The organism is Serratia sp. (in: enterobacteria) (assembly GCF_046715635.1).
In the GTDB taxonomy this organism is placed as follows: domain Bacteria; phylum Pseudomonadota; class Gammaproteobacteria; order Enterobacterales; family Enterobacteriaceae; genus Chania.
The window spans coordinates 1-25415 of record NZ_JBKJYW010000335.1; the positions used below are offsets into that span (position 1 = coordinate 1).

Sequence of the window (25415 nt, forward strand, 5' to 3'; positions counted from 1 at the left end):
GCCGCAAGGGGTCGATCGCCTGGTCAACGCAATGAACAACTCCTCGGGGTTGTTGTTGAAGATCATCAGCGACATCCTGGACTTCTCCAAGATTGAGTCGGAGCAGTTGAAGATAGAACCCCGTGAGTTTTCTTGCCTGGAAGTCATTACCCACATTGCGGGCAACTACTTGCCGCTGGTGGTGAAAAAGCGGCTTGGCCTGTACTGTTTTATTGAACAAGGTGTGCCTGAGCGTATCAATGGCGATCCCGTGCGTTTGCAGCAGGTGTTATCTAACCTGTTGAATAACGCCATCAAGTTTACCGATACCGGTTGTATCATTCTGCAGGTCTGCACCCGTGACAGCTATCTGGAATTCAGCGTTCGTGATACCGGCGTCGGCATTCCAGAAAAAGAGGTCCTGCGCCTGTTTGACCCCTTCTTCCAGGTTGGCAGCGGGGTGCAGCGCCATTTCCAGGGCACTGGGCTTGGGCTGGCGATTTGTGAAAAACTGATCAACCTGATGGACGGTGACATCGCGGTGGAGTCTGAGCCTGGCCTCGGCAGCCTGTTTACTATTCGTATCCCGCTCTTTGGGGCGTTGTTCCCGACGCCGCAGGCCAGCGATACCTGGCAGGGCAAAAACCTGTGGCTGCAAATTCGTAATCAGCGGTTGGAAAGCTACCTGCAGGCGATCCTTGGCGGCTATGGGGCTACGGTATTACGTTATGAGGGGCAGCAAACTACGGCAGGGGATGTTCTGCTCAGCGATTACCCTTTACAGGTGGACACCCCGCGGTTGGCACAGATTGAGTTCTCCATCGCGCACATTGGACCGTCATTGGAAACGCACCCGGGTTACTGGCTGCATAGTACTTCCACTCCACGAGATGCCATCCAGCTGTTGAACCGGCTGTTTGGTGTGGTTACCGAAAGCGACAAGGCGTTGGTGCAACTGCCGTTACCGGTTAAGGCCAATAGTGCCGTAAATGGGGATATTCGCCTGCTGGTGGTGGACGATCACCCGATTAACCGGCGCTTACTGTCCGATCAGCTGGCCTCGTTGGGATATCAGGTGATTACTGCCAATGATGGTGTTGACGCGCTCAGCGTACTGGAGCGCAACGCGGTGGATATCGTATTGACTGACGTCAATATGCCGAATATGGATGGCTATGAATTGACACGTTGCCTGCGTCAGGCTGATTTTACTGCCCCGGTGATTGGCGTGACGGCCAATGCCTTGGCGGAAGAGAAACAGCGCTGTCTTGAGGCCGGGATGGATAACTGCCTGTCGAAGCCGGTCACGCTGGAGACGTTAGAGCAGTCGCTGGGCTATTACAGCCAACGGGTAAGGCGACATCGGGCAGAGTTGGAAAACACATAAAAACAAAAAGGGCGCATAAGAGCGCCCTTTTGCTAGCTGATAAACCCGTACCCGGCTCACCACGTAGGGGCGCTGCATGTTGCGCCCGTTTAACTTTAATCTTTATCCAACTGCGTCATACTGACGGAGGAGAGATAGTTGAGCAGTGCGATATCGTTATCAACACCCAGTTTCATCATGGCTGATTTCTTCTGGCTACTGATAGTTTTGATGCTGCGGTTCAGTTTTTTGGCGATTTCGGTCACCAGGAAACCTTCGGCGAACAGGCGTAACACTTCACTTTCTTTCGGGGAGAGGCGTTTGTCACCGTAACCGCTGGCACTGATTTTCTCCAACAGCTTTGAGACGCTCTCTGGTGTGAATTTCTTGCCTTTCTGCAATGCGGCCAGCGCTTTTGGCAGATCGGTAGGCGCACCCTGTTTCAGTACGATACCTTCGATGTCCAGATCCAGCACTGCGCTGAGAATGGCCGGATTGTTGTTCATGGTCAGGACGATGATCGACAATTGCGGATAGTGGCGTTTGATATACTTGATCAGCGTAATGCCGTCGCCATATTTGTCACCTGGCATCGAAAGATCGGTGATCAATACGTTGGCGTCCAGCTTGGACAGATTGTTGATCAGTGCTGTAGAGTCCTCGAACTCCCCAACGACATTCACCCACTCAATTTGCTCAAGTGACTTCCGGATGCCAAACAGTACGATAGGATGGTCATCGGCAATAATTACGTTCAGGTTATTCATGTTGTTGGCTACCTTGCTGCAGCAGTCTACTGACGAAAAAATCAATCTGACTGATGTTATTCTCGATCTTGAGCGCATCACCGTCCGCGATGTGCTGTTCTAACGATTCACACAGTTGCTTGCCGGGAAGCAGATTTAACATAGCAAACACGCCCTTCAGGCGGTGTGCGGTTTGGGACAGCGCTGCAAAATCACTGCTGCCCGCCTCAGTATACAGTTTTTTGATATCGTCGGGTACTGTATCAATAAACAAACCATAGTAATCACTTGATCTCAATTGTTTTTCATACACTTGGGCGCTATCCGCCAGTGATTCTACAGGGTTTTCTTCCTGCTCCAGTGCCGCCATCTGGTGTTCAATCAAGATCAAAATAGCGTCGATCATGGCATGGTGCAGGTTATAGTTGACGCGAATATACCCTTTATCAAGCTGTTGCCAACCCGCTTCATCACTGGCAAGCAGTAACGTATAATCGTCGGCCTGCTGCGGGCTATCGGTCAGCAACACATCATACTCCCGGCTGTTTTGGTGCTCCTCGGCCACGATGCAGTTCGCCCCGTAGCTCGCCAGTAGCTGAGTTACGATATGACGGATCTCGTCGGAGGTGATATCCAGCAGCGCCGTTACCCCATCGAGTAATTTCTCCGTCGCCTGTTCCTCTGTTTTCTCCTGTTCCATAGTGACACGAATGGTATAGCGGGTACCGATATCGATTTTGCTGCGGATATCCAACTGACCATTGAGTTTTTTGCATAGCTGATTACACAGGAAAAACGTCAGCCCAGAACCGTGGTCGAAGCGATCGACCAGCGTTTGGCTGAGGAACGGGTAGGTCAGGTTGCTGATTTCCTCATTGGAAATGCCGGTGCCGGTGTCATTGATATGAAATACCAGGTGTTCAGGGCGATCGGCTTCCTGTTCCACCACCAGGGTGATCTTGCCGTAGGCGGTGGTGATGATGGCATAACGCAGCAGCAATGAAAGGATTTTACGCAGTGCGCCAGCATCGCCAAGGTACTGTTGGCTGGCGTCCAGATTAACGTGATTGAACAGCGCCAACCCTTTTTGGTTGATGGCTGGCAGAACGTCCAGCAGCAGTTCATCCAGCAGTGCCGATGGGTTGAAGGGTTGACGTACCGGCTGCCAATCCTGTGTCTCCAGCCGGGTGAGCAGGGTGATATTGTCGATCAGCTCCAATACCGATGCAGAAGCCAGGTTGAGTTGTTTGAGCAATGCCTGTTGCTGCTCGGCATCTGACGGTTGGCGGAGGCTCTCGGCCAACTCATGCATGTGACGCACCGGCTGATTAAGCTCGATCCCCAGGTTGTGCAGCATCAACTTCCGGGCCTGAACGTTTTTATCGTATTCGCGGCGGGCCTGTTGCAGCCGTTTGTTCACCATCACTTCTTTATCCTGATCGTTGAGCAGGAACAGATAGGTTTCAGCCGTTCGTTGGCTGCGGAAGATGCGGATCTCATAGACTTCGTTGTTGACCGTGGCCTGGATCACGCCATGATGCTGCTCCGCCATATGGGCAATTTTCGACAGGCTGAGGTGTGGCATCAGGTGTTCAGCGATCTTGTTACTGGTAATCACGCTGTTATCGGCAAAGTCATAGACCAGCAGCCCGCAAGGCAGGCTGGCGACAATTTCCTGGTTGAGCGAACGTTGGAGCTCAAGCTCGGCGGCGATATTTTCGCTGGGACGGATGTATTGTTGGCGCAGGAAATAAATGCCCACCATCGATAGCGTCAGCAACAGCAGATTGACCGCCAGTAGCCAGATGTTATTGCGCAGCAGGTCAATCGCCAGATTGAAAGCTGAAACGCGGTAAATCAACTGCAACGGCGAGTTGGGCAAGGAAACACTGAATTCAACCCAACTGCCTTTCAAGGCGGCCTGGGCGTTGATTGCCGTTTCGCTCGGCGCCACGCTGTCGTCGATCTCTTCATCATCGGGCAGCAGCAGGAAGTTAGAGCGGGCCATATTAAGCGGAATGATATCGTTAATCGGCAGGTCGAAGGCGATCACCGTGGCCAAATGCCCCGGCTGGTTAAAGGTGGTGCGGATAGAAAACGAATAGGCGTTCTGGAAGCGCTGTTTGCGCAGGCCGGAAAAACTCTCGCGTTCGTCCAGCATATTGGCCTGTTGCAGCATTTCGGTGCGGCGGTCTGACACCGACGTGGTCAGGTAGTTTTCTTTCAACCGCGAGGTCAGTTCTTTCAGCGATTGGGTCGTCACCAGGCTCAGGCTGTTATCTTGCCCGTTGAGAAAATACATCGCATAGTTTTCGGTCTCGGTTCCCCAGCGGTTATCCAGGAAGTCCGAGATATTGGCAACCGTAGCCAGCGTGGCGTTGTCGTGGTTGCCAAAAATGACCGCATCGGTTTTGCTGCGTCGCTTCTCAACATAATACACATCCGGACGCAGTCGGGTTTCCTGCAGGTTGCTCTCAATAGGAAGCGACGCGCTATTACCAAATTTGTCGTAGATTTGCTCGGTCAGAGAGCGGTAGCTGTCGATACGCTTTTGCAGCATATTGGCGATGGTGTTGACGGCATGTTTTTTCTCCGTCAGATAGGCGTTGGTGTAGTTGTAACTGTACAGCCCAATGGCCATGGCCAGCAGCACGATAAACAGCCAAAAGCTGCGGGTGATGTAGCGGGAGTTAATGGTCAGTTGTCTATCTTGCAACATGGCTACGCATTCCTGAAATTAGCGAGTGACCGCTTTGGCGCTGGCAGTGACGATCAGCAGTAATGCAACGACACAGGCCAGGGCAAACGTCAGGCTGGAGACCTGGGCGATTAACCCGATCACTGCCGGGCCAGCCAGAATACCGGCATAGCCTACCGTGGTGACCGAAGCGATGGCCAGGTTGGCAGGCATGACGCGTTGATTCCCGGCAGCACTAAACAGAATAGGGACCACATTGGATGCCCCGACGCCGACCAGCATAAAACCAATCAAGGAGGCTATGGCGCTGTCAATGGCAATGGCTAGCGCCAGGCCGATGGCCGCACACAGGCTACCCAGCAACAGCACCTGATATCTGCCCATGGCATTGACCACGCGATCGCCATTCAGCCTGCCGATCGTCATGGCAATGGAGAACAAAGCGTACCCCAACCCTGCCTGGTTATGATCCATCCCGCGCAGGGTGGTCAGGAACAGCGCGCTCCAGTCAAGCATTGAGCCTTCTGCCAGGAACATGATAAAGCACAGCAGGCCAATGAACATCACCCAACCACGTGGCAGAACGAACATCGGGCCCTCTTTATCTCCGCCGCTTTCACGCAGCAGGTTTTTACTGGCAATCAGCAGTAGAACCAGGATGGCGACGACGGCGATCAGAGTGGCTTGTAGCGGGCCTAGCCCCAGCCATAATAGTGCGCTGACCCCACCAGCACCGGCGATCCCGCCAATGCTGAAGAAACCGTGAAAGCCGGACATCATGGCACGATTGCTGGCGCGTTCGACCACCACGGCCTGAATATTCATGGCAACGTCAATCATACCCAGTGCCGCACCGAACAGCAGTAACGCTAATGCCATCCCCAAGGTGGAATCCATCAGCACCAGCAGCGGCAAATCGATGCACAGGGCGATACCTGCCAATAGGATCACACGTCGGCAACCAAATTTGCCGGTCAATAGCCCGGTCAACGGCATCGCCATGATCGACCCGACCCCGATGCACAGCAGCAGCAGGCCTAATGAGCCATCATCTATGCTGATGCGCGTTTTGGCAAAAGGCACCAGCGGCGCCCAGGTAGCCATCGCCAGCCCGGCGATAAAAAAGGCCAGGCGGGTGGCATTCTGCTCGGGTACACCGGGCTTACTTTGTTCGTTGCAAGTAACTGTCATGTAGGTATCGGGATCGGCTCTGGGTAGTGGCTTAAATGAACCCCTGTTTTTATCACAATCTGTGATCGGGGTCGAAAGGATTCGCGTTAACCGTGTAGCCTATTAGGGGAGAGAATCGGTGTTAGACCACGCGCTACCGAGGGTGAAATAGTTTCGCAAGGTAACAAATCTATTAGCGTGGGGATTTATGGAGGAACCATTTTTATTTTGTATGTGGTTGCGGGTTATTTAATCGATGGGTGCGGGTTAATTATCCATTGGTTAATTTTCTGGCGGGGTATTTATGATTAATTTAGCTATTAGTGCGGTGATTGTTCATGTTTATGATATCTCGCTGTGATTAAATTTGTGCATAAAATGCTTTTTGCACCGGCTAATGCGCGGATTTTGGATATAAAAAAACCGGCCTGAGGCCGGTCGTAACTACAAAAATTATCATACGGATAATGAAGGTAATAATGAAAATAATGATGATAGCGGGATGATTATAGCGCCAGGTGTTGAAACGGTTTTTGGCACAACGTGCTTATTGTCTGGTACTTTTGTACTGTTATCTTTGTTTTTATAAAGATTTGTATATTTTGTTGTTTTTTAAGGTTTAATTTATTTTTTTATCTTTGGGTGCCTTATTGGCTTTGTCGGTAAGTTTTTGTTAAAGTTCGCGGATGTTTACATTTTGAAACCTTTAAATATGGGTATGAAACACTATCGGATACTTGGTATCATTTTCTTTCTGGATTAATATAGCCCTTGTTACCAGAATGGTGATTCACAGTCGCGCTAATAATGCTCAGAAGAGCAGTGGCCGTAGCTCGACATAATTAAGAGGATAATAACGATGAAACTTCGAGTACTCTCCCTGATCGTCCCAGCTCTGTTGGTGGCAGGCACAGCAGGTGCAGCAGAAATCTACAACAAAGACGGCAATAAACTGGATTTGTTCGGTAAAATCGATGGTCTTCACTATTTTTCTGACAACGATAAAACCGACGGCGATCAGTCTTACATGCGTTTTGGCCTGCGTGGCGAAACTCAGATCAACGATCAACTGACCGGTTATGGTGAGTGGGAATATCAGGTTCAGTTGAATAAAACCGAAGCTGAAAATGATGCCTTCACCCGTGTGGGCTTCGCTGGTCTGAAATTCGGCGATTACGGCTCATTGGATTACGGCCGTAACTACGGTGTGATGTATGACATCGGCGCATGGACCGACGTATTGCCTGAGTTTGGTGGCGATACCTATGGCGCGGACAACTTCCTGTTCCAACGTACCAACGGGGTAGTGACCTATCGTAACAATAACTTCTTCGGTCTGGTTGATGGCCTGAACTTTGCCCTGCAGTATCAGGGTAAAAACGGCAACGGTGAAGAAAGCAACAATGGCCGTGATGTCCTGAACCAGAACGGTGACGGTTACGGCATGTCCGCTTCCTACGATCTGGGCTACGGTATCAGCGCCGCTGCGGCCTATTTCAGCTCTGACCGTACTAACGATCAGAACGGCGGTCCTAACGGCAACTCTTCCATTCTGGGCCGTGGTGACAAAGCTGAAGCCTATAGCGGTGGTCTGAAATACGACGCCAACAACGTCTACCTGGCAGCGATGTATACCCAGTCCTACAACGCTACCCGCTTCGGTAGCAACAATAGCTCTGTGTATGGTTACGCGAACAAGGCACAGAACATCGAAGTGGTTGCACAGTACCAGTTCGACTTCGGCCTGCGTCCTTCCGTGGCTTACCTGCAGTCTAAAGGTAAGGACATCGGCGGCGGCTACGGCGACCAAGACCTGATGAAATATGTTGATGTGGGTGCAACCTACTACTTCAACAAAAACATGTCCACCTACGTTGACTACAAAATCAACCTGCTGGATGACAGCACATTTACCGACAGAGCCGGTATCAATACCGACGACGTGGTTGCTGTAGGCCTGGTTTACCAGTTCTAAGCAATACCGTGAATGTGACCACGCGGCCTTCGGGCCGCGTTTTTTTTGCCCGTACGCCAGCCGCACAGATTGATCTTCACGCGGCACTGATTGCTATTCTGCTGAGCCCGTACCTGCCTACCCTGTTGATAAGTTGATAAATCAGGAGGTGGGTATGGAACTGAAGATTGAGCGGGTGATTGAGACGGTGCTGTATGTCAACGATATCGAACGTGCCGCTGCCTTCTATCAGCAGGTGTTGCAACTGCCAGCAATGGTAGCTAATGAACGTTTCCGGGCCTATAACATCTCCGACCAAAGCGTATTGCTGCTGTTTGTTGCCGGGGATTCGCTGAACGGCGTTCACTATCCTGAAGGTTATATCCCTCCTCATGACGGCAACGGCCCACAGCATCTCGGCTTGGCCGTGAGCAAGGCCCAGTTACCCCTGTGGGAGCAGCAGTTGGCCGAACACGGCATTGAGATAGAAGGGCGTATGCATTGGGAACAAGGCGCGGAGAGCATTTATTTCCGCGATCCGGATGGCCACCTGTTGGAGTTGGTGACGCCGGGCATCTGGGCCAACTATTAACCGCGGCAAAGCATTATTGGCAGAAAAGCCTTTTAGCTTCTACACTTAGATAACAATAAGCATGCTAAGGAGAAAAGCTATGACAAAGAAACTGGTTTTGGCCGTATGTACTGCGGCGCTATTTACCGTACTGACTGGGTGTACCACTTACGACAGGGCCGCGAGCTATGTGAACGAGCCTGTGGTAAGCGATGTAAAAGTCGGGATGACGAAACAGCAAGTGCGCGCCATTGCCGGGCCACCATCGACCTCTGCTAGCCTGATCCATGCACAGGGCACCTGTGATACTTATGCCGTGGCACCACGGGATGGAAAAGCACAGACTTATTTTGTCAGCTTCAACGACACGGGCCACGTGATGAACAAGGGTTATCAGAGTTGTTCAGAGTACGATACCCAACCTAAATAACCGCCTGCTTATTGTTCGAAAAGAGCCTCGCTGATGCGGGGTTCTGGTTTTTTTAACCGCAATCGGCCTGAAATTTAAGCGAACGAACGTTTCGACGCATTTTTTTACGTGAAAACGATAGACATTTCATAACGGTACCGTTAATATCTGCGCCCATTGGAAGGATGGCCGAGTGGTTTAAGGCAACGGTCTTGAAAACCGTCGAGTGTAACAGCTCCCAGAGTTCGAATCTCTGTCCTTCCGCCAAATACTGACCCCAAGCTCGTAAGAGCTTGGGGTTTTTTGTTTTTAGTGTTTCTCGGTATGCCATTGGATGTTGACTGCCGTTGCTCTTGTTTGCCTGGTATTGGACAGGTATTTGAGGGATCCGTTTTTCACGATGTGATCTTCCCATAGTTTGCTATCAGGTGAGTGATTGCCGCTAGCCCCTGCCTTATCTTGCTCTACAGTTTGCAAAATCCGCTGTAAACCCCAGTAAATGTGTGGCTACGAAGTAAAATGCAAAGCACTGAAAATGAATCTGCAAGCGGGATCGCAATAAGGAAAACTTTTCTCTCTAGCAAGTGACAGTGCTGGGGGATTTGTTAAAATAGAACCACTTAATCAAGATAAGATTATTATTATCATGCAGTTAACTCAAATTTTTCGTCTTGTCCCTGTGCTGCTTTTGCTGGTAACGGCGGGTTGTCAGCAACCACGTTCTTCTCTGCAAAAGGATCCGGTCGCCTTTACTGAACAGGTAGAACAACTGGCTTCAGTGATTGCCAGTACCAAGTATCTGAAATATAAGTGCAATCGTAGTGATTTACCCAGCGATGCGGTCATTGACAAGGTTGCCTACAAAGTCGCCAAGCAACGAGGCTGGAATAACGCTGGCTACGGGGCTTTGCCGCAGCGTAGTGAGGAAATTTATCAAAGCCTGATGAGAGACAATACGCCGGAACAAACTAAGTGCAGCAGCTTTAACAGCCTGTTGGCACCTTTTACCGACGAACTGCGTGCAGAAAGAAGCAGTTAGTGACACCAACTTGATGCCCTGCGCCAAGTGTACGGGCTAGTGGTAAGATTTATTCTGATCCTTCGGCGGCGCTTTCTCTATCCACCTTGCCGCCCGGCCAATCCTCTAACGCGTCAAGTGTGAATACATCGCCATTGAAGTTAAAGATGGTCACGTCCTGTTGTATTTGCTCAATCGTAAGGTTGGGGGCAGGGCTGTCTCCTTCCTGATAACGCTGACCGTTCAGCGTGATGCTGCGTTTGTCATCTTCCGATGCGTAAACGTGCGCGCTGTATCTTAAAGGGGTTAATTCATCACTGGCTAAGGAGGGGAGGACTTTGTTATCTGATCCCACTTGCTGCGCCGGTTTATTTTCATCATGCGCAGTTTCTGTATCAGCGTTGGTGACCGTATGCCTGGGCATCTCCGTTTTTATCGCGGCAGAGGGGGCAATTTGAGTCAACGCGGGGGCAGCGAAAGCTTCGTTGTTACTCCAGTGCTGTCCGGAAAACCAACCTATCGCTATTAACAACAATGCATACACTGGCAGCAGAAAGCGGGGAATAAACAGCCCCTTGGCTGGCTGAACGCTGACTTCTGGCTCTACTATCGATTTATTGTCCACATCCCTGAACCTTTAATTAACGCTGATTTCTACAGCCAGAGGTTGTTTATTGGCGTGTCGCCAACGCAGGGGGCAACGCCAAATTATGAAGGGTATATCCTGCCAGAAAACTCGGGTCAATAGCATTGTACTTATATTCGGGATTGATGTGACTTAGTTGGTTTAACATCTCGTTTCGGGCCACCTGATAGTGACCCGAAACGGACCGTTTTATTTACTGCTTACAGGCAAACCTGCACCTTGGGCAGCGACTTGTTGTTTGACCAACAAGGCCACCGACCAGGCTGGTAATGTAACGCTGCCCTCTGCGGTAATATTGACGCCGGAGGCGAGTGAGCGGTCTCCCAGGTTTTGTTGGATCGCGCTCAGGGTGAGGTTTTCACCGGTAAAGTCATCAAGCGTTCTGGCTTCCGGCGCTGCGTTGATGATAACGACTAACGCATCGGCTTGTGGATCAAGATCGTTGCCAGCCTGAATGCCGTCATCAATGGTCATCACCAGTAAGCCCAGTTGCTGTTCTGCGCCGGTGTTACGGAAATCGACACGCTTCATCACTTCATGGCCGCTACCCAAGGCAATCAGAGGCGAAGATTGGCGCAGTTGGGTGAGTTCCTGATAGAACGAGGTCATCTGCGCGATCTCTGTTTGGCCAGGTGTGGCAACAGCATCTTTTACGCTGGCGATCAGCGAATAGTTGTCACCGTCATCGCTCATGCGGGGCATACCAACGTTGAAGTTGTTGTCTTGATAGCTGTAATCCACACGGTTGAACCAGTCCCCTGCATCATATGAGTCACGGGTAAATGACTTGGAACGCAAGAGTTCTGAGCCTTGTTGATCGAATGCCAGCCCTTGCCCCAACAACGTAGTGGCCAGTGACACCGCCTGCATGCGTACGCGAGTAGCGAGATCGGCTTCACGTGCGGCTTTGTAACTGATCATATCCCATAAGGTTTGGTTGTCGTGTTTGGAAACATAGTTGACCACTTCGGTCGGATCGTTGGCATAACCCCCAATCGCCCCGTTATAGTCAATTTCGCTACCTTTCTTGACGGAGCCGTCTTTATCGATCAGCAGGAATTCAGCCAGGTTGCCGGCCATGCCCAGACGGGTCAGATCGGCCAGATGGCGCACGGTATCCTCATTTTGCTGGGTTAATTCGTTAGCCAATACTCCAGCGCCGTTACCCACCCCCTGGTTTTGACGCAAGGCATCACCAGAGTCAAACGGGCCGCCTCCGCGAACAGCATCACGCAGACGATCGGAGAAGGTGCCAATACCGGTGCCTTTTAACGTGATCTGCGAAGCGATTTCGAAGCGATCGTCCTGACCAGAATTCCAACCTTCACCAAAGAAATAAACGTTGGGGTTCACCGATTTTACTTTCTCCCGGGCCGCCAGGATTTGTGCTTTCGGATGATAGCCCATCAGGTCAAAGCGGAATCCATCAATCTTGTAGTCTCGGCTCCAGACTACCAGAGAGTCTTCAATCAGTTTGGCAAACATCCGGTGTTCGGGGGCCGAGTCGGAACAGCAGGTGGCCGACTCTACACTGCCCGTAGTTTCATTCAAGCGTTGATAATACCAGGGCACGATTTTATCCAGCACCGAGGTGCGATCCGTTGGGCCAGCCGCATTGGTATGGTTATAAACCACGTCCATGATGATGTTCATGCCCAGTTGCTGCTTGATGGTCTGCACCATGGTACGAAACTCTTTGATGCGGGCAGTGCCTTCGGGATTGGTAGAGTAAGAACCTTCAGGCACCGTGTAATGGAACGGATCATAACCCCAGTTGTAGGAGTCAGTCTGGGCCACATAGCCATTCAATTCCTGCACCTGCGGATTGTCCTGGCTGTCATTTTGTTTCAGTTCGTCAAGTACATCACCGATGGAGGTTGAACTCCCACAGTAGCCAGCAAAACGGCTTTGCTTAACGGCGCTGTTCAGTTCACAAAGCCGACTGAATGGATGGGTGAGATCCGCCACTTTGTCGTTGAACTCATTAACGGTTGCCAGATCAAACACCGGTAGCAATTCAATGTGGGTTACGCCAGCTTGCCCAAGCTGTCTGAGATGCTGCACCATATTGCTGTCACTGGCAGTCAACGCCAGATATTTACCCCGTACCTGTTCAGGAACGGTCTGATCCCAGGCGGAAAGATCGCGGACATGCGACTCATGGATGACCATCTTGGCAATATCAGCCTGGCTGGTCTGTAGGTGTGGCATTGTCAGACCGTCCCAGCCTTCTGGTTTCAACGCGCTGTCATTGAGATCCACGACCTGGCTGTATTCGGAGTTCGTGGAGAGGCTATGGGAGTATGGGTCGGTGACTTCATACTGCTCCACTTTGCGCGATTGCGGATGATAAACGGTCAGGGCGTAACGATAAAAAGCGTCCTTAAGGTCGTGACTTCCTTGATATGACCAGGCACCGGAATCGTTATCTCTGGTCATCGGATGGCTACCAATGACTTTTTTATCCGCACTGTAGATCACCAGTTCTGCCTGCTGGGCCGTTGGTGCCCAGACACGGAAAGTGACGCCAGAATCGGTCAGCAGAGCACCATATTCCAGGCCTTCCGCTGCGGCTGAGAAGCGATCATCGAGAACGCCAGCGGTCTGTACCTGAGTCGCTGAAATAAGGATGCCGTCCTGATTGGCGGCCAGGGCGACGGTCTCGCCGCTCAGCAGTTCGTCTACTTTGGCATTATCCGGCAACTTGAAGGCGGCATAACCCGAAAGGTGAGGGAAGCGTGAACCCAGTTCCTGGCTGATGCTGGTCGGTGTCAGAGAAAGATAGCGATCGGTAAATTTCCCTTCGCTGTTGGCAGCCACTTTGCCACTGTGGTTGTAGTACAGACGCACGATAGGTTTCCCTTCCGCGGCAGGCCACAGCAGGGTGTGTTTATCTACCCAATGGGATTCGGCCAGAGCCACCCCGAAGGCCGCGCGGAAAGCTTCGGCACGGGTATCATAAAGCGTGCTGCTACCTGCAAGGGTAGAAACGGTCCTGTCCGGAAAATCACTGAACGATAAACGCATATCCGCATCAATCAGCTTATTGGTGCCATCACGCAAAATGAAGTTGATACATCCAGTGGTTTTGGTCAGTGGTAGCACCCAATACGGGCCATAACTGTCGCTGCCTGTCGGTGTTGTACTGGTGTCACTCCAGTCCCCCGAGGGGTTATCCAGGGCGTCACAGGTGTCGTTATTCCACAAAAACAGGTTCTTGGTACTGTAATCAGCGGCGGACCCGCTGGTGATACCAGCAATATCGACCAGATGAATTACCGCCTGGTTTTCTCCTGCCATGACGGCTTCGCCAGGCATGGCTATGTCAGGCAGGCGTGCAATCGGCTCTTGGTTGTTGGTATCGGGGCTAACGTCTGAAGAATTATTATTATCACAGCCGCTCAATATGACAAGCGAGCCGAAAAGTAGGGCATTACAGGTATTTTTCAGCATTCTAAATTCCCTATCAGGCTTACATTATAGAAAGTAAAAAATCGTATCAATGTGTAAAGCAGTGGTATTAGATATTGCATACTGAGGAGGAGCATCCTCCTGCTTTAGGAGGAGGAGGGGCGTAGGTGGAAGGAGGAACCGACGTTTAGAGGAGGGAGATAAAACAGGTCAAACCGCTTTTATGCTAGCGAGATTAAGAAATAAATAGCTATAAAAACAGAAAGATAAATTATTTCGATAAGTAAAAATAATGATTTATTATTGAGGGGAGTATGTATAAAGTAACCACTTCTGAGAGGATGTATTCAGAAACGTAAGGGCTGACAGAGGTACTGAGTTGTAAGGTTTCAGTCATAACCTTACATATTCTCAAACGACAATGCCCCCAACGATATGCCCACCGATTGACTGATATCGGTGAACTTCTAGCTGGCGTAAACAGAGAAGCAGGCAAAGGAAGGCAAGATGCGATTTTCTGTATTGTTATCGGTATGCAGAGAGGCTACTGTCAGGCTGTTAACGCCGCGATGGGCTTTATGCGTGCTGTCACTGTTGATTTGCAATCAACTAGCCTTGCTCACCTGGCACGGGCTCCTGCCCCCTGAAATATCCCCCGTACGCTTATCCAAAGCAGACTTCGCACCAGTAACAACCAGCGGTGGAGGTGAGTCTGAACGTTACCGCTTCACCCTCTTTGGTACTTCGGCACCCTCATCTTCCGCCACTGAGCATTCGGTCTCTGAGCAAACCCTGCGTAACGCACCGCCTTCTTCTCTCAAGCTAAACCTGACCGGCATTGTCGCCAGCCCCAGTTCAGAGCGTTCCATCGCCATTATCGCCAAAGATAGCAAACAGTTCAGCCTTGGCGTGGGGGAGAAGGTGCCTGGTTATGACGCCCGAATTGCGTCAATTTTTGCCGATCGTATCGTTATCTCCTATCAGGGGAATTATGAATCGTTGTTGTTGTTCAGTGAGCAACCCGAGGCCGCTAAAAGTGACAAAAAAACCTCAGCGTCGCAGCTCAAGGCACAGCTGCAAAAGCAGCCGCAAAGCATTCTTAATTACCTGAATATCTCACCGGTGATGGTGGATGACAAACTCATCGGCTATCGACTCAATCCGGGAAAACAAGGGGAGTTATTCCGCAAGGTCGGGCTGCATGAAAACGATCTTGCCATAGCGCTTAATGGCCTGGATCTGCGCGATGCACAGCAGGCTCAACAGGCATTGAAACAGCTTTCAGAACTCAGTGAACTAAATCTTACCGTTGAGCGTGGCGGGCAGTTACAGGATATCTATTTGGCTCTTGGAGATGACTAATTGTTAAATACAAAAATAATCAGGAGCTTACGCATTGTGCTACTGGCGGTGATGCTGCTTGGTACTCGGCAGGGCTGGAGTGCCGAGTTTTCTGCCAGCTTCAAGGGCACGGATATTCAGGAGTTTATAAATACGGTCAGCAAGAATCTGAATAAAACGGTGATTATCGATCCTGCCGTGCGCGGCACTATCACCGTACGCAGTTATGACATGCTCAATGAGGAGCAGTATTACCAGTTCTTCCTCAGCGTGCTGGACGTTTATGGCTTTGCCGTGGTGGATATGCGTAACGGCGTGTTGAAAGTGGTGCGTTCCAAGGATGCGAAAACCGCTGCGGTGCCGGTAGCCAGCGATGCCCAGCCGGGCGAGGGTGATGAAGTGGTGACACGTGTCGTGCCGGTCAATAACGTGGCGGCACGCGATCTTGCCCCGTTACTCCGTCAATTGAACGATAACGCTGGGGCTGGCAGTGTTGTGCATTATGAGCCTTCCAACGTATTGCTGATGACCGGGCGTGCGGCGGTGATCAAACGCTTGATGGCGATTGTTGAACGGGTTGACAAGGTAGGCGACCGTAGTGTGGTAACGGTACCGCTGGCCTATGCGTCTGCTGCTGAAGTCGTCAAACTGGTCACCGAATTAACCAAGGATGCCAGCAAATCAGCGATGCCAAGCCTGATGGTAGCCAATCTTGTTGCGGATGAGCGAACCAACTCGGTCCTGGTCAGCGGAGAACCCAACTCCCGCCAGCGGATTATTGCCATGATCAAGCAGCTGGATCGTGAGCAGGCCGTGCAGGGTAATACCAAAGTGATTTACCTGAAGTATGCCAAAGCCACCGATCTGGTTGAGGTGTTGACTGGCGTCAGTACCAGTATTCAAAGTGAGCAACAGAATGCCAAGCCGGCGGAAGCGCTGCGTAAAGACATCACCATCAAAGCGCATGAGCAAACCAATTCACTGATACTGACGGCGGCTCCGGATGTCATGCGAGATCTGGAAAAGGTGATAGCTCAGTTGGATATTCGCCGTGCACAGGTGCTGGTGGAGGCGATTATCGCAGAGGTACAAGACGCCGATGGTTTGAACCTGGGGATCCAGTGGGCTAACAAGAATGCCGGAGTGACGCAGTTCACCAATACCGGTTTGCCTATCACCACGGCGATTGCCGGTGCCAATCAATACAATCAGGACGGGACGGTGAATAGTACCCTGGCCAGCGCTCTCAGCAGTTTTAACGGTATTGCTGCCGGTTTTTATCAGGGCAATTGGGCCATGCTGCTGACCGCGCTTTCCAGCAGTAGCAAGAATGACATTCTGGCGACACCGAGCATTGTCACGCTTGACAACATGGAGGCGACGTTCAATGTCGGCCAGGAGGTTCCTGTCCTCTCCGGCTCGCAAACGACGTCGGGCGATAATATCTTCAACACGGTGGAGCGTAAAACCGTCGGCATTAAGCTGAAGGTCAAACCGCAGATCAACGAAGGGGACTCAGTGCTGCTGGAGATCGAGCAGGAGGTTTCCAGTGTGGCTGATGCGGCTTCCAGCAGCAGTGCTAATCTGGGGGCGACCTTTAATACCCGCACGGTCAATAACGCGGTGCTGGTAGGCAGCGGCGAAACCGTGGTGGTGGGTGGCTTGCTGGATAAAACCGTCCGCGACAGCACGGACAAGGTTCCGGTGCTGGGGGATATCCCGGTGCTGGGCTATCTGTTCCGCTCCAACAGCAAACAGGTTTCCAAACGCAACCTGATGCTGTTCATTCGCCCGTCGATCATCCGTGATCGTGATCAGTATCGCCGTGCCTCCTCAGAAAAGTATCAGGCTTTTAATCAGGAACAAGACCAACAGCGTGGCAAACAAGGGAGCGCAGCCACGCTGAATAACGAGGTATTGAAGTTGCCACCCGATCAAAACGGTGCCACTTTCCGCCAGGTTAATGCCGCGATCAGCGCATTCTATTCAACGGGGGGGCGATGAATACCCTCCCCGAGGACCTGAGTGAATTACGCCCGCAGTTGCCATTTGCCTATGCGCGCGAGCAACGCATATTGCTGTTGCGGGATCATGCTGGGTGCCGTGTACTCCGTCTGGCGGAAACCACCGCCACAGCATTGCTTGAGGCGCGTAGGGTTGCCGGGGGTGGGCTGACTATCAGTACGGTGTCGGGTGAAGAGTTTGAGAAACAATTGGTGATCAGCTACCAGCGCGATTCGAAAGAGGCGCGACGCATGATGACCGATATCGGCAATGAAATGGATTTTTATACCTTGGCAGAAGAACTACCCGACAGCGACGACTTGCTGGATGCCGATGATGATGCCCCTATTATCCGTCTGATCAACGCGATGCTGACTGAAGCCATCAAGGATAAAGCATCGGATATCCACATCGAAACCTATGAACGCCATTTGCAGATCCGTTTCCGGGTTGATGGCGTGTTGCGTGAAATTCTGCGCCCTCAGCGTCGGTTGGCCTCTTTATTGATATCGCGCATCAAGGTCATGGCACGGCTGGATATTGCCGAGAAGCGGATCCCCCAGGATGGGCGCATGGCACTGCGAATCGGTGGCCGAGCCATTGATGTGCGGGTTTCGACCTTACCGTCTAATTATGGTGAACGAATCGTTCTGCGTTTACTGGATAAAAACAGCGTCAGTCTGGATCTCGCCGCGCTTGGCATGTCTTCACATAATCGGCGGCAGATCGATGAACTGATCCAGCGGCCACATGGCATTATCCTCGTCACCGGTCCTACAGGTTCGGGTAAGAGTACCACCCTCTACGCAGCATTGAGCCGCCTCAATGCCAGCGAACGCAATATCATGACGGTCGAAGACCCGATCGAGTATGAACTCGAGGGTATCGGCCAGACGCAGGTAAACCCCAAGGTAGATATGACATTTGCTCGCGGTTTGCGAGCCATTCTACGTCAGGATCCTGATGTGGTGCTGGTCGGGGAGATCCGCGACAGCGAAACCGCTCAGATTGCGGTTCAGGCATCACTGACCGGGCACCTGGTACTCTCCACGCTGCACACCAACAGCGCGCTGGGGGCCTTATCGCGGCTGCAGGATATGGGCATCGAGCCTTTTTTGCTTTCCACCTCATTACTGGCCGTGCTCGCACAGCGACTGGTACGTACACTCTGCCCCGATTGTCGTCAAACTTACGCCGCCGATCCGGTCCTGGCCGATCAGATGGGGATTTTACCCGGAACCTCATTATGGCAGGCGAAAGGATGCTCGCAGTGTAATTTTACCGGTTACCGTGGGCGTACTGGTATTCATGAGCTGCTGCTGATTGATGACCGAGTGCGTACGGCTATCCATCAGGGAGAGAGTGAATTCACGATTGCTCGTCAATTACGTCATGAGTACAAGACATTACGCCAGGGGGGATTGGAAAAAGTGTTGGCGGGCGAGACCAGTTGGGAAGAGGTGATCCGCGTGACCGAAAGCCAGTCTCAGGAAGAGGGGTGACATGGCTCTATTCCATTATCAGGCGTTAGACGAGCGCGGCAAAAAACGGCGGGGAGTGCAGGAAGCGGATTCAGCCCGCCATGCCCGTCAACTTTTACGGGAACAGGGGTTGGTCCCTGTAAGCCTGGATGAAGGGCAGGACGAGCGGCAGCAGGCCCAAAGCGGGCGGCGTCTTTCATGGGGCCGGGGGATTAGCAGTGCCGATCTGGCGTTGTTGACTCGTCAACTTGCGACCTTGGTTGCCGCTTCCTTACCCTTGGAGGAGGCGCTTGATGCCGTGGCAAAACAGAGTGAAAAACCCCGCCAGCGCAGCCTGATGGCCGCAGTGCGTACCAAAGTACTGGAGGGGCATTCCTTGGCGGAGGCCATGAGCGGTTACCCCACCAGTTTTGAGCGATTGTACTGTGCGATGGTGGCGGCGGGTGAAGCCTCTGGTCATCTGGATCTGGTTCTGAACCGGTTGGCAGATTACACCGAGCAGCGCCAGCAAATGCGAGCTCGTATCCTGCAGGCGATGATCTACCCCTGTGTGCTGACGGTGGTAGCCATCAGCGTGATCGCCATTTTACTTTCCGCCGTCGTGCCCAAGGTGGTGGAACAGTTTATTCACATGAAGCAGGCACTTCCGCTATCAACGCGTGTGCTGATGGGGCTGAGTGACGGAGTTCGAGCCTTTGGCCCTTGGGTGCTGTTGTTGATGTTATTGGCACCGATGCTGATGCGTCTGTTGCTGCGCCAAGAAGCACGGCGCATTGCTTTTCATCGGCAGTTGCTGCGCCTCCCGGTGATCGGACGCATCGCACGAGGGCTCAATACTGCCCGTTACGCCAGAACGCTGAGCATCCTCAATGCCAGCGCGGTGCCATTGCTGCAAGCGATGCGCATCAGCGGAGATGTATTAACCAATGAATATGCGCGCCGCCAACTGTCACTGGCAACGGAATCGGTGCGCGAGGGGGTGAGCCTGCATCGGGCCCTGGAAATCACTGCGCTGTTTCCCCCAATGATGCGGCATATGATCGCCAGCGGTGAACGCAGTGGGGAATTGGACAGCATGTTAGAACGTGCGGCAGACAATCAGGATCGGGAGTTTACTGCCCAAATGCAGTTGGCATTGGGACTTTTTGAGCCCTTGTTGGTGGTGAGTATGGCGGGCGTGGTGCTGTTTATCGTTTTGGCGATCCTGCAGCCAATCCTGCAATTAAATACCTTGATGAGTATGTAAATTCAATCTGCAAATAACGGAGAGAAAAATGCGGCAACAACGTCAGCGAGGTTTTACCCTGCTGGAAATTATGGTGGTGATTGTGATCCTGGGCATCCTGGCGAGTCTGGTAGTGCCTAATCTGATGGGAAACAAAGAGAAGGCGGACCATCAGAAAGTCGTCAGCGATATTGTCGCGCTGGAGAGCGCGTTGGATATGTACAAGCTGGATAACAGTCGATATCCCACCACCGAACAAGGGTTACAGGCATTGGTGACCAAGCCCTCGGCACAGCCGGAACCGCGCAGTTATCCCCAAGGTGGCTATATTCGCCGTTTGCCGCAGGATCCCTGGGGGGCAGACTATCAGTTGCTTAACCCGGGCCAACACGGTCAGTTAGACGTTTTCTCTTATGGGCCCGATGGCATACCGGACACCGAGGATGATATTGGTAACTGGACGATTGGTAAGAAGTAGTGCGCCAACGCGGCTTTACGTTGTTGGAAATGATGCTGGTTGTGCTGCTGATCGGGAGTGCTGCCAGCTTGGTGATCATGTCATTTCCGGCCATGCAACAAAATAACCCGCAGCTACAGCTGAAACGTTTTCAGGCTCAGTTGGCGTTTGCCATGGATGCCGCGGTGCAAAATGACCAGTTGCTGGGGATCCAGGTTCGACCAGACGGCTGGCAATTCCAAATGCTACAGCGTCAGGCTGCTGAAAAACGGGGGGCAGTCTCTGGCTCGGATAGTTGGCAAGGTTACGTCTGGCAGAATTGGCAACCCCGTCAGGCGGCGTTAGGGAGCCAAATGCCTGATGATATCCGGCTCAAGCTGCATTTTCCCGATCGGCAGGAGTGGCCGCGTGCTGCGGAGTCGCCACCGGAACCCGATATTTTGCTGTTACCTGGCGGGGAGGTTACACCGTTTGAGCTGGTTTTCAGTGAGGCGGGTAGCCAACCATTGGTATGGCTGCGAGTAGACGCAGCAGGCGCGATCGATTCGTCAGCAAACGGAGCAGCACAATGAACACCCAAAGAGGGATGACGTTGCTCGAAGTGCTGGTGGCACTGATCGTTTTCGCCTTGGCGGGGTTAGCCGTGCTGCAAACCACGGCACAGCAGGCTGGCAGCATTGGCCGTATGGAGGAAAAAATACTGGCAAGTTGGTTGGCGGATAATCAACAGGTCAGGTTACATCTTGATAAAACCTGGCCGGAAAAGCGCTGGATCGGCACCACGGTGACCTATGCTGGCGAGGAATGGTCTCTACGCTGGCAAGGGGTTGATACCGAACTGGGTCAATTACGGGCACTGGATGTTGAGGTGCGGCGTCATAAAGAAGACGCCGCGCCAGTGGTTTCTTTACGCAGTTACGTGGTGCGGGAATGAATTGTCGTAGCCAGCGGGGCTTCACGTTGCTCGAGATGCTGTTGGCATTGGCGATTTTTGCTGCGTTGAGCATCAGCGCCTTCCAGGTGTTGCAGGGGGTGATGCGCAATGATGAGATTTCGCAGCGCAAAGCACAGCGGTTGGCTGAGCTTCAACGTGCCTTTATACAGCTGGAAGGGGATTTCGGTCAGATCATCCCTCGCCATCACAGAGGGAATGAACGTGTGTTTTCCGCGGCGCGCTATCAATTACAAAGTGAGGACTGGGGCGTCTCTTTCATGCGCAACGGTTGGCAAAACCCGATGGGGATGTTGCCCCGCGCCGAGTTACAACCGGTGGGATATCGTCTGCGCCATCAGCAGTTAGAGCGGTTGAGCTATGCCCATGCGGATCCGCTCGTTGGGGAAGCTCAGGTGATCAAGGTCTTGCTCAATGAGGTCAGTGTCTTTCGTCTGCGCTTTTTTGCTGAGGGGACGTGGCGGGAGAGTTGGGACAACGCGTCGGTTTTGCCGCAGGGGATTGAAGTGACATTAGTGGTTGCTGGCGTGGGTGAATTGACCCGTCTGTTTTTGATCACGACGGTGGGGCAAAAATGAGGGCGCGGCAAAAGGGCGTTGCCCTGCTGGTGGTGTTGCTGATCCTGGCGCTGATGGTGACGATTGCTGCGACCATTGCCGAGCGAAACGGGCGCACCTATCTGCGCACAGCGGCTCATTTGGATCGCCAGCAGGCAAAATGGTATGCCCGCTCGGCAGAGGCACTGGCGGTGAAAATTTTGCAACGAGACGCGCTGGACTCACCTAATAAAACGCATCTGGCGCAAAACTGGGCGCAAGAACAGCGCCGTTTCCCCGTTGAAGGCGGGGAGGTGTTTGGGCAGATTGTTGATGGCCAGGCCTGCTTTAATCTCAATGTGATTAACCAAGGGGCAGCTACTGAAGGCATGCAGCCGATATTGCCTTACCCTACCCAGGTTTTTAGACAGCTGTTAATCAACCTGGGGGAAGATCCCCTGCGTGCGACGCAGATAGCCGCGGCACTGCGTGACTGGATAGACAGTGATAGCGAACCAGGCATTGATGGGGCTGAAGATGAGGTCTATATGGCCCAGGCGGTGGCTTACTTGCCCGCCAATCAACCCATGCAGGATGTCAGCGAGTTGCGCACCGTCTCTGGGGTTGATGCCAGCCTTTATCGGCGTCTTTTGCCTTACGTTTGCGCGCTGCCAACCCAGACGCTGTTGGTAAACGTTAATACCCTGAGTGAGTCTCAAGGGCCATTACTGGCGGCGCTATTTCTCAAGGAGCTTGATTCAGCCATGGCGACTCGATTGTTACAACAGCGTCCACGTGAAGGGTGGAGCAGTACGACGGCATTTTTGGCACAGGTTGCCCTGAAGGACATAGACACCTCAACGGTCAGATCGCTGTTGACGACAAAGAGTGAGCTGTTTTTAGCCAGTTTCACCGTGCTGATGGGGGAGACTCACTATAGCCAGCGCAGCCTGTTGCGCAAAGCCGGTAACAGTTTCCAGGTGGTACAGCGGCAATATGGATTAAGCATGATGGTGGAGCCTTGATGCCTAACAGAAAGCCCCGTGGGCAAGCCAGGTTGATACTGCGCTTACCCAGCGATGAAACACAGCCAATGCTGTGGTATTTCGCTTCAGCAGACGGTCACCAGCGAGGAAGTTTGGCTATTGGGGAGAACGATGACCAATTGGTGAGCCTGCTTGCCAGATATCCTGCCTGGGTATTGGTGCCTGCGAGCGAGTTGGTTTTCCATCGTGTGACGCTGCCTCGTCGTGCCAGGCGTCAGAGTCTGCAAGTGCTGCCGTTTATGCTGGAGGAGCAACTGGCAACGGAGGTTGAACGGCTGCATTTTGCCATTTTGCAGCAAAGTGGTGATGTGTGTGACGTTGCGGTAGTTGATAAAAGCCTTATGCATCAGTGGATAGCCCGTTGTGATCGTCTGGGGGGGCAGGTGCAGGCAATGTTGCCAGATGTGCTGGCGTTACCCTTGGCCGCCGACGGTTGGAGTGCGGTCAGTCTCAATGATCAATGGCTGTTTCGCCGGGAAATGCATGCTGGCATGATTGTTGAATCCTCCTGGTTATCGGAGTTTTTGGCCGTGTGGGCACCGCCGGTAATTGAAAGCTACTCCGCACCACCAGCATCCACTGCTAGCCCTCCGGAATGGCGTGTTCAACCACCGCGGGATTTACTGCAACTGGCGGCAGAAGGCGTGCACGAGAGCGGAGCCGATCTGCGCCAGGGCGAATTCACCCGCTCAAGCCCCTGGCGCGCAAGATTACGCCCATGGCGAACCGTGATGATGGCATTAACGGGGTATTTACTGCTGCTGTGTGTGAGCGCCGGGCTATCTCATTACCGACTTTGGCAACAGGCTGAACATTGGCGGCAGGAAAGTGTGCGGGTCTACCAACAGCTGTTTCCGGCTGATAAAAAGGTGGTTAATCCGCGCGTGCAGATGCAGCAGCACTTGCAGCAATTACAGCCTATCGAGCAAGCCGGTGTAGTCGCACAGATGCGCCAATTGCAACAGCTGATGGCGGAGAACTCGGCAATCCGGTTCCAGGCGCTGTCTTATGACGCTGGCCGTAAAGAGCTGAAAGTCGATATACAGGCGGCCTCTTTTCAGGCGTTGGAACAGTTTCAGGTTGCTGCAGGGCAGCGTTACCAGGTGCAACCTGGCGAAATCAAGCAGAATCCAACTGGGGTAGAGGGCCGACTGACTCTGGGGATAAAGGATGAATGAACTCAAGCACCGCTGGCTACAGCTCAGCCTTCGGGAACGAGGATTGGTATTAGGCTGTGGTGTATTGGTTATCGTGAGCTTGTGCTACTACGCACTGTGGTTGCCCTGGCAACAACAGGCTAGCCAATGGCAGCGTACTATCGCCCGTGAACAAAACTCGGTGGAATGGATGATGCAACAGGCTCCGCGCTTGCGCCAACAGGAGACACAACCCATACAGGAGACCTCCCTAAGCTTGTCGGCCAGGGTGGCACAGAGTGCTGCAGCTCAAAACATGAACATTACCCGCATGCAACCTCAGGGAGAGCGGCTGGCGGTCACGCTGGAATCTGGCGATTTTAATGCCCTGATGCTTTGGCTCACACAGTTGGAAAAGCGCTATAGCGTTCGCATTGTGGCGCTTGAGGTGGCGATGCGTCCCGATAAACCAGGATGGGTGACGGTAAACAAACTGATGCTGGAGCGCAGTGATGGGCGCTAAAGCCAAAAAGGCCGTGCTTTTGTTGGCTTGTTATCTCCTATTGCTGGGAGGACACGCGCCAGCACGGGTATTACAAGCTTTTATACCCGCAGATATGAAGGTCGGTGGCTTTTCTGGTTCCCTGTGGCAGGGCAGTTTGCACCAGTTAAGCTGGCGTAACATTATGCTGGCAAAGCTGAACTGGCAGTTCACTTTCTCCTCTTGGATGCCAGCCTTGGAGATTGAGCTAAGGGATCCGCAAGGCTGGCAGGGAGCCGGTATCCTGCGTGGTTGGCAGGATCTGCAACTGCATGAATGGCAACTCTCTATTCCTGCAGATGTTGTGCGGCAACAGTTGTCGTTGCCTTTGCCGATCACCGCCCAGGGAGAGCTGCGACTGCGGTTGCAACAAGGAGAGTTCAGTTCCGCGGGTTGCCGGAGTCTTGGCGGTGGTGTTGTCAACTGGCAACACGCACAGTTGGCGACTCCATTGGGGGCGTTGGAACTGGCCAACGTGCAAGGCCAATTGAGCTGTGATGGAAAAGGGGCTCTGGTGTTGGTGTTGAAACAAGATTCCTCTCATCTGAGCCTGACGGGGAGTGGCACCGTCGGATTTGACGGGCGCTATCAGTTCAACGGTCAGGTGCGCCGTGGGCCGGTATTACCGGAGGCGATGAGGCCACTGATAAATCAGTTAGGCAGGGCCAACGATCAGGGGCAGATACCCTGGCAGGTTCAGGGGCGGTTACTTTAAACGGCGCTAGGCT

The 25415-nt window shown here is 52.6% G+C and carries 22 protein-coding genes and 1 tRNA gene; 18 read left to right on the forward strand and 5 right to left on the reverse strand.

The features are described 5' to 3' along the window. Positions 1 to 1366 (forward strand): response regulator (locus tag ACLQ7H_RS17740; protein WP_411753795.1); only part of this gene is annotated, 1366 nt, incomplete at its 5' end. A 95-nt stretch (positions 1367 to 1461) separates the two neighbouring features. Here the strand turns inward: ACLQ7H_RS17740 and rcsB are convergent. From rcsB to ACLQ7H_RS17755, 3 genes are read right to left on the reverse strand one after another with little or no spacing between them, the layout of a single operon-like run. Then, positions 1462 to 2112, reverse strand: a complete 651-nt coding sequence (gene rcsB, locus ACLQ7H_RS17745) for a response regulator transcription factor RcsB (RefSeq protein WP_021178490.1) — start codon at positions 2110 to 2112, stop codon at positions 1462 to 1464. Continuing rightward, positions 2105 to 4807 (reverse strand): phosphotransferase RcsD, encoded by a 2703-nt coding sequence (gene rcsD, locus ACLQ7H_RS17750; protein ID WP_411753818.1) that lies wholly within the window; start codon positions 4805 to 4807, stop codon positions 2105 to 2107. Before rcsD ends, rcsB begins: the two co-directional genes overlap by 8 nt. 21 nt (positions 4808 to 4828) lie before the next feature. After that, entirely contained in the window at positions 4829 to 5980 is a 1152-nt protein-coding gene (locus tag ACLQ7H_RS17755) for an MFS transporter (protein WP_411753796.1), read from the reverse strand. Between the two features lie 838 nt (positions 5981 to 6818). Here ACLQ7H_RS17755 and ompC point away from each other — a divergent pair. The 5 genes from ompC (at position 6819) to gspS (ending at position 9932) form a co-directional block, all read left to right on the forward strand. Then, entirely contained in the window at positions 6819 to 7934 is a 1116-nt protein-coding gene (ompC, locus tag ACLQ7H_RS17760) for a porin OmpC (RefSeq protein WP_411753797.1), read from the forward strand. A gap of 154 nt (positions 7935 to 8088) precedes the next feature. Further along, positions 8089 to 8505 (forward strand): VOC family protein, encoded by a 417-nt coding sequence (locus ACLQ7H_RS17765; protein WP_411753798.1) that lies wholly within the window; start codon positions 8089 to 8091, stop codon positions 8503 to 8505. 79 nt (positions 8506 to 8584) lie between these two features. Continuing rightward, positions 8585 to 8914: an osmotically-inducible lipoprotein OsmE gene (gene osmE, locus ACLQ7H_RS17770; protein ID WP_065683122.1), complete on the forward strand. Its 330-nt coding sequence runs from the start codon at positions 8585 to 8587 to the stop codon at positions 8912 to 8914. A 158-nt stretch (positions 8915 to 9072) separates the two neighbouring features. After that, positions 9073 to 9160, forward strand: a tRNA-Ser gene (locus ACLQ7H_RS17775). A gap of 379 nt (positions 9161 to 9539) precedes the next feature. Next, complete coding sequence (gene gspS, locus ACLQ7H_RS17780; RefSeq protein ID WP_411753799.1) at positions 9540 to 9932, forward strand: type II secretion system pilot lipoprotein GspS; 393 nt, start codon at positions 9540 to 9542, stop codon at positions 9930 to 9932. 49 nt (positions 9933 to 9981) lie between these two features. Here the strand turns inward: gspS and gspB are convergent, their stop codons facing one another. Continuing rightward, a complete protein-coding gene (gene gspB, locus ACLQ7H_RS17785; RefSeq protein WP_411753800.1) occupies positions 9982 to 10536 on the reverse strand; it encodes a type II secretion system assembly factor GspB in 555 nt (184 codons plus the stop codon). Between the two features lie 210 nt (positions 10537 to 10746). Then, the gene (gene pulA, locus ACLQ7H_RS17790) at positions 10747 to 14010 is read right to left on the reverse strand and encodes a pullulanase-type alpha-1,6-glucosidase (RefSeq protein ID WP_411753801.1); all 3264 of its coding nucleotides are present in this window, start codon (positions 14008 to 14010) and stop codon (positions 10747 to 10749) included. 465 nt (positions 14011 to 14475) lie between these two features. On the opposite strand from pulA, the gene gspC reads away from it, so the two are divergent. Genes gspC through ACLQ7H_RS17850 form a run of 12 tightly spaced genes read left to right on the forward strand, consistent with a single transcriptional unit; the run spans position 14476 to position 25402 of the window. After that, positions 14476 to 15330: a type II secretion system protein GspC gene (gspC, locus tag ACLQ7H_RS17795; protein WP_202672309.1), complete on the forward strand. Its 855-nt coding sequence runs from the start codon at positions 14476 to 14478 to the stop codon at positions 15328 to 15330. Between the two features lie 18 nt (positions 15331 to 15348). Further along, positions 15349 to 17313: a type II secretion system secretin GspD gene (gene gspD, locus ACLQ7H_RS17800; RefSeq protein ID WP_411753819.1), complete on the forward strand. Its 1965-nt coding sequence runs from the start codon at positions 15349 to 15351 to the stop codon at positions 17311 to 17313. After that, a complete protein-coding gene (gene gspE, locus ACLQ7H_RS17805; RefSeq protein WP_411753802.1) occupies positions 17310 to 18815 on the forward strand; it encodes a type II secretion system ATPase GspE in 1506 nt (501 codons plus the stop codon). The genes gspD and gspE overlap by 4 nt, the downstream gene beginning before the upstream one ends. A 1-nt stretch (position 18816) precedes the next feature. Continuing rightward, positions 18817 to 20040, forward strand: coding sequence for a type II secretion system inner membrane protein GspF (gene gspF, locus ACLQ7H_RS17810; RefSeq protein ID WP_411753803.1), 1224 nt, complete (start codon positions 18817 to 18819; stop codon positions 20038 to 20040). Positions 20041 to 20068: 28 nt separating this feature from the next. Further along, the gene (gene gspG, locus ACLQ7H_RS17815) at positions 20069 to 20497 is read left to right on the forward strand and encodes a type II secretion system major pseudopilin GspG (RefSeq protein WP_411753804.1); all 429 of its coding nucleotides are present in this window, start codon (positions 20069 to 20071) and stop codon (positions 20495 to 20497) included. Then, the gene (gene gspH, locus ACLQ7H_RS17820; RefSeq protein WP_411753805.1) at positions 20497 to 21048 is read left to right on the forward strand and encodes a type II secretion system minor pseudopilin GspH; all 552 of its coding nucleotides are present in this window, start codon (positions 20497 to 20499) and stop codon (positions 21046 to 21048) included. Before gspG ends, gspH begins: the two co-directional genes overlap by 1 nt. Beyond that, entirely contained in the window at positions 21045 to 21410 is a 366-nt protein-coding gene (gene gspI, locus ACLQ7H_RS17825; protein ID WP_411753806.1) for a type II secretion system minor pseudopilin GspI, read from the forward strand. The genes gspH and gspI overlap by 4 nt, the downstream gene beginning before the upstream one ends. Next, entirely contained in the window at positions 21407 to 22006 is a 600-nt protein-coding gene (gene gspJ / locus ACLQ7H_RS17830; RefSeq protein WP_411753807.1) for a type II secretion system minor pseudopilin GspJ, read from the forward strand. Before gspI ends, gspJ begins: the two co-directional genes overlap by 4 nt. Further along, entirely contained in the window at positions 22003 to 22989 is a 987-nt protein-coding gene (gene gspK / locus ACLQ7H_RS17835; protein WP_411753808.1) for a type II secretion system minor pseudopilin GspK, read from the forward strand. Before gspJ ends, gspK begins: the two co-directional genes overlap by 4 nt. Continuing rightward, positions 22989 to 24188 carry a type II secretion system protein GspL gene (gene gspL, locus ACLQ7H_RS17840; protein WP_411753809.1) on the forward strand — a complete coding sequence of 400 codons (1200 nt, stop codon included), beginning with the start codon at positions 22989 to 22991 and terminating at the stop codon, positions 24186 to 24188. The genes gspK and gspL overlap by 1 nt, the downstream gene beginning before the upstream one ends. Then, positions 24181 to 24669 (forward strand): type II secretion system protein GspM, encoded by a 489-nt coding sequence (gene gspM, locus ACLQ7H_RS17845; RefSeq protein ID WP_411753810.1) that lies wholly within the window; start codon positions 24181 to 24183, stop codon positions 24667 to 24669. The genes gspL and gspM overlap by 8 nt, the downstream gene beginning before the upstream one ends. Continuing rightward, a complete protein-coding gene (locus ACLQ7H_RS17850; RefSeq protein ID WP_411753811.1) occupies positions 24659 to 25402 on the forward strand; it encodes a type II secretion system protein N in 744 nt (247 codons plus the stop codon). Before gspM ends, ACLQ7H_RS17850 begins: the two co-directional genes overlap by 11 nt. The last annotated feature ends 13 nt before the right edge of the window (positions 25403 to 25415 follow it).